Consider the following 15,765-nt stretch of genomic DNA (forward strand, 5'->3'; position numbering starts at 1 on the left):
CGCACAACTGCGGACGGATCGGTCGCCGGCGTATCGCCACGCTAACGACCCTGCAGCACTCGCCGGATGCGCGCGCTGCCTTCCTCCCATTGTCGAGAGTTTCCATGTCCCAGCTTCGCCGTTCCCCTGCCCTGCTCTGCCTGGCCCTGTTGCCGCTGTTCGCCGCACCGATCGCCCACGCCAAGGATGACCACTGGACCTTCGAGGTCGCTGCCGGCGGTGGCGTGGCACCTCGCTACAGCGGCAGCGAGGAGTATCGTGCAACGCCTTCGCTGTCCTTCGATGTCACCTCGCCGGGGGGCTGGTTTCTGGGCACCAGTGGCATCGGCTGGGGCACGTCCATCGGCGAGCACACGCGCGTGCGTGCCTACGTCGGCGCCAGCGGCATCCGCAAGGAAAAGGACTCCCTGCTCGGTGGTTCGGACTTCCTGCGCGGCATGGGCGATATCGATACCCGTCCCCTGGTCGGCGTCTCGGCTGGTTATACGCTGGGCGAAGCCGTGCTGAGCGGTTCCTGGCAGTTCACCCGCAAGGATGAGGACAAGGCCGAGAACGGCCTGGCCACCCAGCAGGTGCACTTGAACCTGACCATGCCGCTGTTCGACCTGGCCGGTGGCGTGGTCAGCGGCAGTGTTTCCACCGACTACGGCAACCGCGGTTACATGCAGACCTGGTACGGCGTCAGTCCGGAACAGGCGGCGCGCACCGGCTTTGCCCAGCACAAGCCGAAGGCCGGCCTGGTCAGCGCCGGTCTCGGCCTGAAGTGGAGCCACCGCGTGGGCCGCAACGGCAACTGGTACATCTCGGCCGAAGGCACGCGCCTGCTTGGCGATGCCGCCGACAGCCCGATCGTGCAGAAGGCGAACCAGTTCGGCTTGATGAGCGGTTATACGCACCGCTTCTGAGTGAGCGCCGGGCATGGCCCGGCGTACTTCGCAGGAAACGGGGCGCTGCGGTCAGGCAGCGCCCCGTGTGAATCACGCCTTGGCGAACACCAGATGGCCGCCGTCGTTGCCGACTTCGATGGTGTCGCCGTTGACGAAGGCACCGGAGAGGATCTTCTGCGCCAGCGGATTTTCCAGCTGTGCCTGGATCGCACGCTTCAACGGACGCGCCCCATACACCGGATCGAAGCCAACGTTGCCGAGCAGGTCGAACGCTGCATCGGACACCAGCAGCTTCAAACCACGCTCGGCCAGGCGCTTCTCCAGCCCACGCATCTGGATACGCGCGATCTGCTTGATCTGCTGCTTGTCCAGCGGGTGGAACACGACGATGTCGTCCAGGCGGTTGATGAATTCCGGGCGGAAGTGTGCCTGCACCACGCCCATCACCGCCGCCTTCATCTGCGTGTAGGCCTCCAGGCTGTCGTCGGTGCTCATGTCCTGGATCTGGTGCGAGCCCAGGTTCGAAGTCATCACGATGACGGTGTTGCGGAAGTCCACGGTGCGGCCCTGGCCATCGGTCAGGCGGCCATCGTCCAGCACCTGCAGCAGGATGTTGAACACATCCGGATGTGCCTTCTCCACTTCGTCGAGCAGGATCAGCGAATACGGGCGGCGACGCACGGCTTCGGTCAGGTAGCCGCCTTCCTCGTAGCCGACGTAGCCCGGAGGTGCACCGATCAGGCGTGCGACGCTGTGCTTCTCCATGAACTCGCTCATGTCGATGCGGATCATCGCGTCGGCACTGTCGAACAGGAACTCGGCCAGCGACTTGCACAGCTCGGTCTTGCCGACGCCGGTCGGGCCGAGGAACAGGAACGAGCCGGCCGGACGATTCGGATCGGACAGGCCGGCACGCGAGCGGCGTACCGCATCGGAGACGACCTTGATCGCCTCTTCCTGGCCGACCACACGGTTGTGCAGCACTTCTTCCATGCGCAGCAGCTTGTCGCGCTCGCCTTCGAGCATCTTGTTGACCGGGATGCCGGTCCAGCGCGAAACGACCTCGGCGATCTCCTCATCGGTCACGCGGTCCTGTACCAGCTTGAAGTCCTTGTGCTCGGCTTCCTGCGCGGCGGCCAGCTGCTTTTCCAGTTGCGGCAACAGGCCGTACTGGATTTCGCTCATCTTGGCGAAATCCTGGCGGCGCTGCGCAGCTTCCAGCTCCAGCTTGGCCTGCTCGACCTGTTCCTTGATCTTGGTGGCGCCCTGCAGCGCAGCCTTCTCCGACTTCCAGATTTCATTGAGGTCGGAGAACTCGCGCTCCAGCCCGTCGATATCGTTCTCCAGGTCGGCCAGGCGCTGCCGCGAGGCTTCGTCCTTTTCCTTCTTCAGCATCTCGCGCTGGATCTTCAGCTGGATCACCCGGCGTTCCAGGCGATCCAGCTCCTCCGGCTTGGAGTCGATCTCCATGCGCAGGCGTGAGGCGGCTTCGTCCATCAGGTCGATGGCCTTGTCCGGCAGCTGGCGGTCGGTGATGTAGCGGTTGGACAGCGTGGCGGCAGCCACGATGGCCGGGTCGGTGATTTCCACGCCGTGGTGCACGGCGTACTTTTCCTTCAGCCCGCGCAGGATCGCGATGGTGTCCTCCACCGTGGGTTCGCCGACGAACACCTTCTGGAAGCGGCGCTCCAGCGCAGCGTCCTTCTCGATGTACTTGCGGTATTCGTCCAGCGTGGTCGCACCGATGCAGTGCAGCTCGCCGCGTGCCAGCGCCGGCTTCAGCATGTTGCCGGCATCCATCGCGCCATCAGCCTTGCCGGCGCCGACCATGGTGTGCAGCTCGTCGATGAACAGGATGATCTGGCCTTCGTTCTTGGCCAGGTCGTTGAGCACGCCCTTCAGGCGCTCCTCGAATTCACCGCGGAACTTGGCGCCGGCGATCAGCGCGCCCATGTCCAGCGACAGCACACGCTTGCCGCGCAGGCCTTCGGGCACTTCGTCGTTGATGATGCGCTGAGCCAGGCCTTCCACGATCGCGGTCTTGCCCACGCCGGGTTCGCCGATCAGCACCGGATTGTTCTTGGTCCGGCGCTGCAGCACCTGGATGGTGCGACGGATCTCCTCGTCACGGCCGATCACCGGATCGAGCTTGCCGCTCTCGGCACGCGCGGTCAGGTCGATGGTGTACTTCTCCAGCGCCTGCCGCTGTTCCTCGGCATTTTCCGACTGCACGTTCTCGCCGCCACGCAGCTTGTCGATGGCAGCCTGCAGGCGGGTCTTGTCGGCACCGGCGGCGCGCAGCGCCATGCCCAGCGTGCCGTTGTCTTCCAGCGCGGCCAGCACGAACCACTCGCTGGCAATGAAGGCATCGCCGTTCTGCTGGGCCAGCTTGTCAGTGTGATTGAGCAGGCGGCCGAGGTCATTGCCCATCGAAACGTTGCCGGCCTGGCCGGACACCTTGGGCAGCGCATCCAGCGCCTCGGTCAGGCGCTCGCGCAGCACCGGCACGTTCACCCCGGCCTGGGCCAGCAACGGGCGCGTGCTGCCACCCTGCTGGTCCAGCAGCGCGCTGAACAGGTGAACCGGTTCGATGATGCTGTTGTCGCGGCCCACGGCCAGCGACTGTGCGTCTGCCAGCGCCTGCTGGAAACGCGAGGTGAGCTTGTCCATCCGCATTGCGAATCCTCATCGGTCATCAGGGCCGGCCCGCGCCGGCGATGCTGAAAAGATGCGGTTGCCCCACCCCGTTTCAAGGGTGACTGCGACTGCACCCCGAGGCCAGTCAGCCTGCGGCCAGCATGCCGGAGTGGGTGTGGTCGGCGCGTTGATCCGGATCAGTTCCGCGCGGTGGACGGGTTCAGCGGGTGATCGCGGTGCGGATCGCCCGCAACTGCTGCTTGACTGCCCGTGCCTGCACCGGGTCCATGCGCAGCAGCGCCTTCTGGCCGATCGATCGCGACTGCAGGGTGGGATCGACGAAGCGGTAACGGCCGCGCTCATCGCGCTGCACCAGCGGCGCCTGGGCCAGTTCCGGGGTCTCCAGCAGGTGATCGATCACCGCGACCAGGCGGTCGTTGAAATATCCGTCGGGTCGGCCCAGGTCCACATAGGCCTGCTGGATCAGCGGATAGAAGCGCTTGTAGGCGGTCGCCGTCGCCGCCGGGTCCAGCGCTGTGAATGCCTGCACATAGGGCGCGTAGCGTGCCCCGTTGCTGGCAGCGATCCGCTCGCCGCCCTCAGCGGGCTCGACCTGCAGACTGCCCGGCAGCGGCCGTGCGGCAAGCGCAGTGGGCGGCACGCTGGGCTTGTCCAGGTTGTCGACCTGGGTGACCAGGCGCTGGATCAGGTGATCGCGCAGCAGCAGGGTCAGCGGGCCCTCGCCCTGGAACAGCTGGCTCAATGCGCCCCAGGCCGCGGTATCGCTGTCGGCCAGTTTCGGCAGCGCGGGATCGGCTGCGACCTCGGTATCCAGCGGATGCTTGATCGGCGGTGGCGCTGGCGCGGGTTCTGCGGCCGCCTGTGGTTGTGGCGGTGCACTGGTACTGGCGGGGGTTGATTGCACCGGCACCGAGACACCGTCTGCCAGGCGCTTCAGCTGATCGCGGAACAACCAACCGCCCGCGCCACCGATCACCACCACACCCAACACCCAGGGCCATATCGCCTTTCCACTCTGCATGATGCAGCACCTCGTTTCACACGCATGGAGAGGGTGTGACCCCACCGATTCCAGCGGGTTCCCCACCTGTTCCGCTGCCGTTCGGGTTCGGGCCTGCAGCAGAGCCGCGCTCACGCCTGCTTTGCACGCCACGCGCGACGCTGCGGGTCTTGTCCTGTGGAGGCACTGCCATGCAGTACGCCCTGTATTACTGGACCGGCATCCAGGGCCGTGGCGAGTTCGTGCGCCTGGCGCTGGAAGATGCCGGCGCCGATTACATCGACATGGCGCGGGTGCACGGCGATGCAGTGATGCAGCCGTTCCTCGACGGTGGCAGCGAAGGTGCGCAGCCCTTCGCACCGCCGTTCCTGAAGGCCGGGCGACAGGTCATCGCGCAGGTCGCGGCCATCCTGGATTTTCTCGGCCCGACGTTGGACCTGGTGCCACAAGCGGCCTCGCGGCGGATGCAGGCACTGCAGTTGCAGCTGACCATCGCCGACCTGGTGGCAGAGGTACATGACACCCACCATCCGATCGCCGCATCGAAGTACTACGAAGAGCAGAAGATCGAAGCCAAGGCCCGGGCCACGTCGCTGCGCGGCGAGCGCCTGCCGAAGTTCCTGGGCTACTTCGAACGGGTACTGGCCGCCAACGGAGGCCGACATGCATTGCGCGAGCATTCCTATGTGGATCTGTCGCTGTTCCAGCTGCTGAGCGGGCTGGACTACATGTTCCCGCGCCGCATGCAGGCACTGGCGCCGACCCTGCCCCTGCTGCGTGCGCTGCAGGAGCGGGTGGCGAAGCGGCCGAACATCGCCGCCTACCTGGGCTCGGAACGGCGGCTGGCGTTCAACACGAATGGCATTTTCCGCCATTACCCGGAGCTGGACGCCGAACGGTAGCGCCGGGCCATGCCCGGCGTCCCCCGGTCAATGATCGGTGCCTTCACCCAGCGGCTTCACCGGCTGCTTCTGCAACGACAGCAACCCCAGCAGTACCGCCAGTGCCACATACGCGCCTGCGAACTGCCAGCTGATGATGCGCGCCAGGCCTTCCAGATCCCACGGCAGGTAGATGCCACCGCGCGGGTCCACCGAGTGGATCAGGCCGAACAGGGTCAGCACCGCCGCCACCAGCAGGAAACCGCAGGCGCGGCGCAGGCGGCCATCGACCATCGCCGCCACCGCCGAGATCCACAGCATCGAGGTGATGATGAAGCCATTGCCAAGGGTGAAGATCACCGCCAGCTCGGGCAGGCCGTGGCCGTCGAGCTTGGTCAGCAGCTGTGGCAGCTGGTCCGGGGCGATCCAGCCGGGTGCCTTGATCGCCAGCAGGTAGGCCACCGACGGCAGGAAACCGAACACCATCGCACCGGTGTGGTGACGTGGCGTGGCCTGGAAGGCCTGCGTGGTGATGTCGATGGCCACGTACACGATGATCGGTGCCAGCACCGCCAGTGGCAGCCACTGCACCAGCCCGGAAATGATGCCGAGCATGCCGCCGATGCCGACGAACAGGCCGGTCAGCAGCGTATAGCCGCTGCGTGCGCCCATGTGCTTGTAGGCCGGCTGGCCGATGTACGGCGTGGTCTGCGCAACGCCGCCGCAGACACCGGCCACCAGCGTCGCCACCGCTTCCACCAGCAGGATGTCACGGGTGCGATAGTCATCGCCGGCCGCACGTGCGCTCTCGGACACGTTGATGCCACCGACCACCATCAGCAGGCCGAACGGCAGCAGCAACGGCAGGTAGGTCATCGCCGTGGGCAGGCCTTCAAGGAAGCCCAGCGTCGGCAGCGGCAGCACCACCTGCGGTGGCACCCATTCCGGCACATGGAAGCCCGGTGCACCCAGTCCGGCCGCGCCCAGGCCGTAATACAGCACGGTGCCGAACACGAAGGCCAGCAGCACGCCGGGGCCACGCACCGGCAGCTTGCCCTTGGCGATCAGCACATACAGCAGCAGGCCCAGCGTGGTGAAGCCGACCAGCGGCGAGCGCAGCGTTTCCAGCAGTGGCAGCAGGCCCATCAGCACAAGCGCGATGCCGGCAATGGAACCCAGCAGCGCCGCACGGGGCAGCGCGCGGGTGACCGCTTCGCCGAAGAACGACAGCACGAACTTGAGCACGCCCATGATGACCAGCGCGGCCATGCCCAGCTGCCAGGTGGCGATGCCCGCTGCGTGCGGGTCCATGCCCTGCTGCTTGAAGGCGAGGAAGGCCGGGCCGAGCACCAGCAGCGCCATGCCGATGCTGGTCGGCGCATCCAGGCCCAGCGGCATGGCGGTGACATCGTCGCGGCCGGTACGTGCGGCCAGCCGGCGCGCCATCAGGGTGTACAGCAGGTTGCCGACCAGCACGCCGAACGCCGTGCCGGGGAACATGCGGCCGAACACCACATCGGCGGGGAACTGGAAGATCCCGACCAGGGCCATGGCGATGAAGCCGAGGATGGAGAGGTTGTCGACGACCAGGCCGAAGAAGCCGTTGAAGTCGCCGGAGACGAACCAGCGACGCGGTGCGGCGGAAGCGGGAGCGGACATGGAAGGGGCGGTGGGGGTGGGGACCGCCGATGGTAGGCCCAGCGGGGCCCGGGCGCCAATTCCGCGGTGGAATGATGGGTTCCAGCCAACGGCGGGGCCCCTCGTGGCTGGGTTGGTCGCGGACGGCGGACCTCAGGGGGTGGGCCGGGCGGGTAGGCTGCGCAGGGGTCGCTGCAAGTACGTCCCTGTAAGCTCGGTCGCCGCATCCATGCGGCTCACGCCCCTGCGCAGCCTACCCGCCCGGCCCCTGACAGTTTCCTGCGCGTGCCAGCCACGGAAAAGAATCAAAAGATCAAAAGCAAAGGCAGGCTCTCTTTGTAGAGCCGAGATCCTATGTTCGCGGTCAAGCCTGCTGGAAGCAGGCTTGACCCACTTTCAGCATGGCTGGGTCAAAGTCCCGACCGCTCTTGAAGACGCCCCAGGCGATCTTGGCTAGTTTTCTCGCCAGAATGTTGAAAGTGGCAGTACTGCTGTGGCCGCGCTCGCGGATGGCGTTGTAGAGAGGCTTGCCACCCTTTGAGCGGGTCAGGCCCATGGCCGCCATGTAGAGGATCTGACGCAAACCGGCGCTGCCGCGTTTGGACAGGCGACGCCGACCGATCCGTGCGCCGGATTCGTTGGGTCGCGGATCCAGGCCGGTGCAGGCAATCCAGGCGTCCGAGCTGGCCAAGGGCCAGCGCGTGATGTGATGGGTAATGAAGGCCGCCACCGTCGGTCCGATCCCCGGAATGGTCATGATTCGTCGATACAGATCGTGCTGTTCACCACTGCGGCACAACCGTTGGATCTCTTGATCCAGCAGGGCGATGGCCTCTTTCAGGCTACTGAAAACCCCTCCGAAGAGTGCGGATTCTGATGCTCCCGACCCCAGCGAGAGATTGAGCTTCGTCTTGCTCCTGACCAGGCTGTCACGTTGCTGGAGCAGTACATGCAGCCGCTCCTGCGCAGGCGAACGAGCGACATGCTCGTGCAGATTGTCGGCCTCCTTGGCGATGTAGCGCGCGATAACCTGTGCGTCGCCAGAGTCGGTCTTGCCGCGGCAAGCCACCCCCTTGGCGTAATGCTTGATGTCGCGCGGATTGAGCACAAAGACCGCGTGGCCGGCCTTCTGGGCAGATTGAGCCACAAGCTCGTGGTAGCGATTGGTCGCCTCCACCCCAATGCGAGTCCTGGTCGGCAGGCCGGACAGCCACTTACCGATGGCCGACGCTGAATTGGGGATTCGAGTGCTGCCCTTGGTGCCATGGCGCGCCACCACAAGGCTCTTTGAGTCGGCATCGATGCCGACGGCTAAACGATCTGACATCTGCGTAACTCCCAGCTATTGTTGAGGGGCTGGGGTGGTACCGCACCACGTTGGCTTGCCTCCATCGGCGGTCCTCAAAGGCCGCTAGATCCTTTATCGACGTTAAGGTGCGGGATGGGGATCGCTCGGCTCGTCTGTCGGCTGCTACCCGCAGATATCATGTTGACGGTCCCTCCACCCTGGCTCCTACATACCGCGTAGGAGCCGGGAGGAACATACAAGCCCATGCTCGGCTGCTGTACGCGAAGCCTCTCAGCCGAGCATGGCTCGGCTCTACAGAAGATCATTCCGATCATTCTTTCGTTCATCCACGCATGGCGTGGATCCACCGTGTCGACCAAGGTCGACACCCACCAGTGCAATATCCCGTTCCGGCAGATTGCAGGAAGCTGTCGAAGGCGGGGTGGGTCCGGTTGCGGGGGCGTGAGCCGCATGGATGCGGCGATCGAGCTTACATGGACGTACTTGCAGCGTCCCCCGCAACCGGACCCACCCCGCCATCCCTCAGGAAACCCGCTTCTGCTCTGGCTCTGGCTCGTAGCGGGTGCAGGGCGCAGCCCTGCATCGACCACCTCCTACTTCTTCAGGAAGTTGTCCACCAGCAGATGCTTCACGTCGTCGAAGCGGCCGTTCAACACCGCCTTGGCCGCATACAGCGCGGTACCGGCCACCTGCTTGGCTTCGATCTGTGGCGGCATCACCAGCTCGGCGCGGCTGGTGTGTACGTCCAGCAATGCCGGGCCACGCTGCGACAGGAAGTCCTGCACCGCTTCCTCCAGATCCTCGCTGCGGGTCACGGTGCGGCCGTGGAAGCCGATCACCTCGGCCAGGCGACCGAAGTCCGGGTTCTTCAGGTCGGTGTAGTTGTCCAGCAGGCCTTCCACCTTCTGTTCCAGCTCGACGAAGTTCAGCGAGCCATTGTTGAACACCACCACTTTGATCGGCAGGTTTTCCTGCACTGCCGTCAGCAGGTCGCCCAGCAGCATTGCCAGGCCTCCGTCGCCGGACAGCGATATCACCTGGCGGCCCGGGAACGCCTTCTGCAGGCCCAGCGCCTGCGGCATCGCGTTGGCCATCGTGCCGTGCAGCAGGCTGGTCAGCGTGCGGCGGCGGCCATTCACCCGGATATGCCGCAGCACCCAGACCATCGGCGAGCCGCCGTCGGCGGTGAACAGCGCATCGTCGGTCGCATACTTCGACAACAACGCGGTCAGGTGCTGCGGGTGGATCAGCTCGCCTTCACCCGGCTGTTCTTCCTGTTCGCGCTTCTTCAGCGCCTTGTCGCGACGCTCGATGCACTCGTCCAGGAAACTGCTGTCCTCGCGCGGCGGCAGCATCGGCAGCAAGGCATCCAGCGTCGGCGCGATATCACCGACCACGCCCAGGTTCACCGGGTGGCGGCGACCCAGATGACTGCCATCGCGGTCGACCTGGATGATCGTGGCCTTGTCCGGGTAGAACTGGCCCCAGGCGAAGTCGGCGCCGAGCAGCAGCAGCGTGTCGCACGCCATCAATGTGTGGAAGCCGGACTCGATGCCGAAGATGCCGGTCATGCCCATGTTGTACGGGTTGTCCGGCTCGACGAAGTCCTTGGCGCGCGAGGTGTGCGCGATCGGCGCCTGCAGGCGTCGGGCCAGTTCCAGCAACTGCGCGTGCGCGCCCTGGCAACCGGCACCCGCGTAGATGCCGATGCGCTTGCCCTGCCCCAGCAGCTCGGCGATACGCTGCAGTTCGGCGTCGGAAGGACGCAATACCGGCTGGGTGTAGTGCACCGAGAACGGCACATCGTGCTTGACCTCGGCCTGGCTGATATCGGCCGGGAGGATCACCACCGCCACGCCGCGGCGGCTGATCGCCGCCTGGCAGGCCAACGTGACCACGCGGCGTGCCTGTTCGGCGCTGTGCACCTGTTCGCAGAACACCGAACAACTGGCGTACACCGCCTTGAAGTCCACTTCCTGCGGGAATTCCATGCCCAGCTCGCTGGTCACCACCTGGCTGGCGATCAGCACCATCGGCGCACGGTTTCGGTTGCTCTCGAACACGCCGTTGATGAAGTGCAGGCTGCCGGGTCCGCAGGAGCCGGCGCAGGCGGTCAGTTCGCCGCTCACCAGCGAATCGGCGCCTGCAGCGAACGCTGCCACTTCTTCATGGCGCACGTGCACCCAGGCGATCTCGCTGCCATGTATCGCATCGGTCACATGATTGAGCGTATCGCCCACGATGCCGTAGCAACGGCGGACACCGGCCTGCTGCAGGGCGTCCACCACGATTTCGGCCACGCGCTTGCTCATCGGATACATCCTCGAACGGGGGAACGCCCGAGGCTAGACCTGATGAAGTGATGCCCCCGTGGGCACGTCGCCCGTCGCCTCGATGTGCAAACTGCGGGCAGAGGTCTCGTCAATCATTGACGTTGATCCAGCCCAGCACCGCGCCCTGCTTCGGGTTGCGGTAGCGCAGCTTCACCCAGCCGGCCTGTTCATCCAGCATTTCCACGCGGTCGCCCTGCACGAGGTAACGCTTGGTGCTGGACGCACCGGGCCGGTCGAACAGGAACAGGCGCGCAGGTACCACGGTGGCCTGCTGACCACGCAACGGCCCATCCGGTGGTGCACCCAGGCCATCGGCAATGGCGCTCTCCAGCACACCGCCGGCGGGGTCATAGGTGCGCCAGACCGCCAGAGGGCCCTGTTCTTCGGTTTGTTCCCACTGCAGCGCGGCGTTCAACGTATCGCCCAGCATCAACACGCTCTCGGCGCGGTACAGGTAGAGCTTCGCACCCGCGAACCGGTACTGGTCGGCGTACCACATCGGCCCGCTGCGGCAACTGCTGGTGAGGGTGCGGGTGGCAACGTCCACGCTCAGCCCCATCAGGTCACCGCAACTGTCCTTGCCGTGGGTGTCGGCCTGCAGCACGCGATACGAAGCACTGGCCGGATCGAAGCGGTACACCGTCACCGCTTCATTGACCATGCCCACCGAGGCGCGTGCGACCAGTTCCGGGTAGCCATCGAAGTCGACGTCCTCCAGACCCCAGCGCGAATTGCCGTCGGCATCGGCCGCGCCCGCCAGCGTCTGGCGCTTTCCCGACGGCGACAGCTGCACGGCGATGCTGCCATCCTGCTGGGGATCGGCGTGCGCCTGCACGTGCGCGGCCACCTGGAACCGCAGTGTTTCGACGTCGTCGCCACTGGCCTGCGCCGACGGTGCCAGCAATCCCACCAGCACCAGGCCCAGCACGCATTCCCTGTGTTTCATCATCGCTCCCTGCGGCACCGCGGTGGTGCCTTCAACTCAGAACGATACCTCGACCGGCTGCCGCGACCACAGCACCGATTGATGCTTGGTCTGCTGCTTCCACGCCAGGCGGATCGCTTCGATATCGGCGCGGCGCTGCGGGGTGTCCTCGTGCAGCACCACCAGCACCTTCGTGCGCAGGCGGTTGGGCGCGGCATCACCGCGGAACAGCCACTGGCCGTAGGCATCGAACACGGTCAGGCCATCCGGGAAGCGCGGGGTCACTTCCTTGTCCAGGAACGTGCGCCACTGCGCCTCGCTGATGGTGTCGGCCTGCGGGCGGTTGCCAGCACCCTGCTCCTCGCCCACGCCGAAGTACAGCTCACTGCGCACCCAGCCATGGCCGGCGGACGGGCGTGCTGCATCGCCCTTCAGTTCGGCGGTGGTGGCCGTGGCATAGGCGCTGGGCGCCTGCGAAGAGAGGCTGGCGCAGCCGCTGGTGGCCAGCAGCACGGCGAAGACGAGGCCAAGGTGTTTCATCGGTACAGCTCCGGGGAAGGGGGACAAGGCGAGCCGGCAGCGTACAGCGCCACCGGCCCGGCGTGCTGATGCCAGCAGGGCATCAGCTCATGCCGGACTGGCAGGGGCTTGCATCGGCACCGGCCATCACGCGAAGATAATATATCGCTTCATCCGGATGGATGTAAGTGAAACTATCTCCCCCTTCCCCGTCGTCGTTGTTGCTGGAGTCCCCATGTCCGTCCGCCTGCCCGCGTCGCCGCTCGGCCTCGCCATCGCCCTCGCGCTTTCCTCCGCCGCCGTCCCAGCCCTGGCCCAGGACGCCACCAACCTGGACACGGTGATCGTCACCGGCACCCGTGCCGCCGACCGCACCGTGCTCGAATCCACCTCGCCGGTGGACGTGCTCACCGCCGAGGACATCCGCAAGGCCGGCGTGGTCAACGGCGAGCTGGGCAGCGCGCTGCAGGCGCTGCTGCCGTCGTTCAACTTCCCGCGCCAGTCCAACTCCGGTGGCGCCGACCACGTGCGCGCGGCACAGCTGCGTGGCCTGTCGCCGGACCAGGTGCTGGTGCTGGTGAACGGCAAGCGCCGCCACCACACCGCGCTGGTCAACACCGACAGCAAGATCGGCAAGGGCACCACCCCGGTCGACTTCAACTCGATTCCGGTCAGTGCGATCAAGCGCATCGAAGTGCTGCGCGACGGCGCCGGCGCGCTGTACGGATCGGACGCTGTGGCCGGCGTGATCAACGTGATCCTCGACAACGGCGGTGACGGCGGGGAGATCGAGGCCAGCTACGGCGCCAACCACACCGACCTCAAGCCGATCGGCCGCACTCTCACCGACGGCCAGACCGGCAACATCAGCGCCAAGGTCGGCACTTCGCTGGGCGAAGACGGCGGCTTCCTGCGCGTCGGCCTGGAATACAAGCACCGCAACGGCACCAACCGCGCCGGCTTCGACCAGATTCCGCCATGGGACCAGACCCCGGGCAACCTGGCGCTGCAGGGCAAGCGCAACTATGTGCTGGGCGATGGCAAGAGCAAGGACATCAACCTGTGGCTGAACACCGAGATCCCGGTGGGCCAGACCTCGACGTTCTACGCGTTCGGTACCTTCAACCAGCGGGATACCGAAGGCGCGAACTACTTCCGCTACCCCGATGGCGATGCCAACTGGAAGGAGATCTATCCGAACGGTTACCGGCCGATCTCCGAAGGCGAGAACCGCGACGTGCAGGCCGTGGCCGGCGTGCGTGGGCAGTGGGGCGAATGGAGCTACGACGGCAGCCTGGATTACGGGCAGAACGACTTCACCTACCGCCTGCGCGACTCGCTCAACGCCTCGCTGGGCCCGACCAGCCCGACCCGTTTCAAGACCGCTGACTACGAATACGCGCAGACCGTGGGCAACCTCGATCTGAGTCGCGTGTTCACCCAGAGCGACAGCATCAGCCACACCCTGGGACTGGGCGTGGAAGCGCGCCATGAGCGCTACCAGACCCGTCCCGGCGACCCGGCCAGCTATGCGGCCGGCCCGTACACCGACCGCCCGACCGGTTCGCAGGCCGGTGGCGGCCTGACCCCGCAGGATGCAGCCACCCTGTCGCGTGATGTGGCCAGCGCCTATGCCAGCCTGTCCAGCCAGTTCGGCGAAAAGTTCTCCACCGATCTGGCCGCGCGCTACGAGCACAACGACGATTTCGGCGGTGAACTGACCGGCAAGCTCGGCCTGCGCTACGAATTCACCCCGGCGTTCGCGTTGCGTGGCGCCATCTCCAACAACTTCCGTGCGCCGTCGCTGGCACAGATCGGCTACGAGTCCACCTCCACCGGCTACAACGCTGGCGGCCAGCTGGTGCAGGGCCGTTTGCTGTCGGTCAACAATCCGATCGCGCGTGGCCTGGGTGCGCAGAACCTGAAGCCGGAGAAGTCGATCAACACCTCGCTGGGCTTCACCAGCCGCATCGGCGAGCACTTCGACCTGTCGCTGGACTTCTTCCAGATCGACATCGACGATCGCATCGCGCTGTCGGAGAGCATCACCGGTGATGCGCTGACCGACTATGTGGCGGCCAATTACGGCGTCAGTGGCCTGCAGAGCGCCAGCTTCTTCGTCAACGCCGCCGACACCCGCACCCGTGGCGCCGAGCTGGTGACCAACTGGCGCCAGTCGCTGGGCGATGGCCAGCTGCTGCTGACCGGCACCTATGCGTATACCAAGACCACGCTGAAGAACGTGCTGGCCACGCCGGCACAGCTGCGTGCGCTGAACCCGGACTACGTGCTGTTCGGCATCGAAGAAACCAACACGCTCACCGACGCCACGCCGCGCACGCGCGGTAGTTTCTCGGCAGCCTGGAGCAACGACCACTGGTCGCTGAGCAGCCGCGTGAACCGCTACGGCAGCGCCACCCGCGTGTTCAACTTCGGTGACGGCTACATCCCGCGCCAGACCTACCAGGCCGAGTGGCAGCTGGATGCCGAGGTCGAGTACCGCATCACCCCGCAGTGGAGCGTGGCCATCGGCGGGCAGAACCTGACCGACAACTACCCGGATCGATCCAACAGCGATATCCACTACTTCGGCAACCTGCCGTACGACGTGCTGTCGCCGATCGGCAGCAACGGCGCCTACTACTACGGCCGCGTTCGCTATACCTTCTGATTGCTCTGGGTGTAATTGCCTTGGGTGGGTGCGGACCGTTGGTCCGCACTGTCTGGGTTCAATGCAGGCTGACCCTTTGTGCCGACCCACGGTCGGCACCCACCGAAGCAAGGCCGTAGCCTGCCCTCGACCCCACGTACACGCCCACGCTGGCAAGCTGGGCGTCATGGCTGAACCGCTCCCCCTGCGTCCGCCACCGCCATTGCTGGACGACGCCTGCGCGTTGTTCCTCGATGTCGACGGCACCCTGATCGAATTCGCTGCGCGCCCGGATGCCGTGCAGCTGCTGCCGGATGTGCGTGAAGCCATCGGCCGCATCAGCGACCGCCTGGAAGGTGCCGTGGCACTGGTCAGTGGTCGCCCGCTTGAACAGCTGGATCAACTGTTCGCTCCCCTGCAACTGCCTGCCGCTGGCCTGCACGGCCATGAACTGCGTGGCCAGGATGGTCGTGTGCTGCGTGACGAACACGATGACGACACCGCCGAGTGGCTGCACGCACTGCACCAGCAGGCGATGCGCTTCGCCCACGGCCATCCCGGCGTACTGGTGGAAGACAAGGGCGTCGGCCTGGCCCTGCACTGGCGCGGCGCGCCGCATGCCGCCAGCGATGTCCGCGCCTTCGCCGACCGCCACGTGCGCGGCCGTGCCAGCTACCGCCTGCAACCTGGCGACCATGTGGTCGAGTTCGTGCCTGTCGGCACCGACAAGGGCCGTGCCGTGCGCCGGATGATGCAGTACCTGCCCTTCCGCGGCCGCCTGCCGGTGTTCCTCGGCGACGACCTCACCGATGAATTCGGCTTCGACGCCGCCAACGGCCAGCATGGCTGGAGCGTGCTGGTGGGCGAGCGGGAACCGAGCAAGGCGGTGTTCGCGCTGCCCGACATACGCAGCGTGCACGCCTGGCTGCGTGAGAATGCCTATTGACCCGGCCACCCCACGGCCG

Annotated in this window: 11 protein-coding genes; 4 read left to right on the forward strand and 7 right to left on the reverse strand. The window is 66.0% G+C overall.

Going from position 1 to position 15,765, the window contains the following annotated elements; genetic code table 11:
- The first annotated feature begins 104 nt into the window (after positions 1 to 104).
- Positions 105 to 905 carry a MipA/OmpV family protein gene (locus M1L61_RS17590; RefSeq protein WP_134957840.1) on the forward strand — a complete coding sequence of 267 codons (801 nt, stop codon included), beginning with the start codon at positions 105 to 107 and terminating at the stop codon, positions 903 to 905.
- Between the two features lie 72 nt (positions 906 to 977).
- On the opposite strand, the gene clpB is transcribed toward M1L61_RS17590, so the two are convergent.
- Positions 978 to 3,563, reverse strand: a complete 2,586-nt coding sequence (clpB, locus tag M1L61_RS17595; protein ID WP_248853867.1) for an ATP-dependent chaperone ClpB — start codon at positions 3,561 to 3,563, stop codon at positions 978 to 980.
- A gap of 181 nt (positions 3,564 to 3,744) precedes the next feature.
- Positions 3,745 to 4,566 carry a DUF3014 domain-containing protein gene (locus M1L61_RS17600; RefSeq protein WP_248853868.1) on the reverse strand — a complete coding sequence of 274 codons (822 nt, stop codon included), beginning with the start codon at positions 4,564 to 4,566 and terminating at the stop codon, positions 3,745 to 3,747.
- Between the two features lie 170 nt (positions 4,567 to 4,736).
- On the opposite strand from M1L61_RS17600, the gene M1L61_RS17605 reads away from it, so the two are divergent.
- Positions 4,737 to 5,447, forward strand: a complete 711-nt coding sequence (locus tag M1L61_RS17605; RefSeq protein ID WP_248853869.1) for a glutathione S-transferase — start codon at positions 4,737 to 4,739, stop codon at positions 5,445 to 5,447.
- 27 nt (positions 5,448 to 5,474) lie between these two features.
- On the opposite strand, the gene M1L61_RS17610 is transcribed toward M1L61_RS17605, so the two are convergent.
- The 5 genes from M1L61_RS17610 to M1L61_RS17630 form a co-directional block, all read right to left on the reverse strand.
- Entirely contained in the window at positions 5,475 to 7,085 is a 1,611-nt protein-coding gene (locus M1L61_RS17610; RefSeq protein WP_053443416.1) for a hypothetical protein, read from the reverse strand.
- Between the two features lie 343 nt (positions 7,086 to 7,428).
- On the reverse strand, positions 7,429 to 8,391 hold the full coding sequence (locus tag M1L61_RS17615) for an IS110 family transposase (RefSeq protein WP_049409923.1): 963 nt from the start codon (positions 8,389 to 8,391) through the stop codon (positions 7,429 to 7,431).
- Between the two features lie 575 nt (positions 8,392 to 8,966).
- Positions 8,967 to 10,685, reverse strand: coding sequence for a thiamine pyrophosphate-dependent enzyme (locus tag M1L61_RS17620; protein WP_241873110.1), 1,719 nt, complete (start codon positions 10,683 to 10,685; stop codon positions 8,967 to 8,969).
- 109 nt (positions 10,686 to 10,794) lie between these two features.
- On the reverse strand, positions 10,795 to 11,652 hold the full coding sequence (locus tag M1L61_RS17625; protein WP_100447149.1) for a hypothetical protein: 858 nt from the start codon (positions 11,650 to 11,652) through the stop codon (positions 10,795 to 10,797).
- Between the two features lie 36 nt (positions 11,653 to 11,688).
- Positions 11,689 to 12,171, reverse strand: coding sequence for a DUF3574 domain-containing protein (locus M1L61_RS17630; RefSeq protein ID WP_010481551.1), 483 nt, complete (start codon positions 12,169 to 12,171; stop codon positions 11,689 to 11,691).
- Between the two features lie 214 nt (positions 12,172 to 12,385).
- Between M1L61_RS17630 and M1L61_RS17635 the strand changes: the two genes are divergently transcribed.
- Both M1L61_RS17635 and otsB read left to right on the forward strand, forming a co-directional pair.
- The gene (locus tag M1L61_RS17635) at positions 12,386 to 14,821 is read left to right on the forward strand and encodes a TonB-dependent receptor (RefSeq protein WP_049454803.1); all 2,436 of its coding nucleotides are present in this window, start codon (positions 12,386 to 12,388) and stop codon (positions 14,819 to 14,821) included.
- 166 nt (positions 14,822 to 14,987) lie between these two features.
- Positions 14,988 to 15,746: a trehalose-phosphatase gene (otsB, locus tag M1L61_RS17640; protein ID WP_071306336.1), complete on the forward strand. Its 759-nt coding sequence runs from the start codon at positions 14,988 to 14,990 to the stop codon at positions 15,744 to 15,746.
- Positions 15,747 to 15,765 lie beyond the last annotated feature (19 nt).

It is taken from the genome of Stenotrophomonas sp. NY11291 (assembly GCF_023277365.1).
Classification (GTDB): Bacteria; Pseudomonadota; Gammaproteobacteria; order Xanthomonadales; family Xanthomonadaceae; genus Stenotrophomonas; species Stenotrophomonas geniculata.

Bases quoted from the DNA above. Each gene is read 5' to 3' on its own strand.
- M1L61_RS17590 (WP_134957840.1), top strand. From the start codon at position 105: ATGTCCCAGCTTCGCCGTTCCCCTGCCCTGCTCTGCCTGGCCCTGTTG.
- clpB (WP_248853867.1), bottom strand. From the start codon at position 3,563: ATGCGGATGGACAAGCTCACCTCGCGTTTCCAGCAGGCGCTGGCAGAC.
- M1L61_RS17600 (WP_248853868.1), bottom strand. From the start codon at position 4,566: ATGCAGAGTGGAAAGGCGATATGGCCCTGGGTGTTGGGTGTGGTGGTG.
- M1L61_RS17605 (WP_248853869.1), top strand. From the start codon at position 4,737: ATGCAGTACGCCCTGTATTACTGGACCGGCATCCAGGGCCGTGGCGAG.
- M1L61_RS17610 (WP_053443416.1), bottom strand. From the start codon at position 7,085: ATGTCCGCTCCCGCTTCCGCCGCACCGCGTCGCTGGTTCGTCTCCGGC.
- M1L61_RS17615 (WP_049409923.1), bottom strand. From the start codon at position 8,391: ATGTCAGATCGTTTAGCCGTCGGCATCGATGCCGACTCAAAGAGCCTT.
- M1L61_RS17620 (WP_241873110.1), bottom strand. From the start codon at position 10,685: ATGAGCAAGCGCGTGGCCGAAATCGTGGTGGACGCCCTGCAGCAGGCC.
- M1L61_RS17625 (WP_100447149.1), bottom strand. From the start codon at position 11,652: ATGAAACACAGGGAATGCGTGCTGGGCCTGGTGCTGGTGGGATTGCTG.
- M1L61_RS17630 (WP_010481551.1), bottom strand. From the start codon at position 12,171: ATGAAACACCTTGGCCTCGTCTTCGCCGTGCTGCTGGCCACCAGCGGC.
- M1L61_RS17635 (WP_049454803.1), top strand. From the start codon at position 12,386: ATGTCCGTCCGCCTGCCCGCGTCGCCGCTCGGCCTCGCCATCGCCCTC.
- otsB (WP_071306336.1), top strand. From the start codon at position 14,988: ATGGCTGAACCGCTCCCCCTGCGTCCGCCACCGCCATTGCTGGACGAC.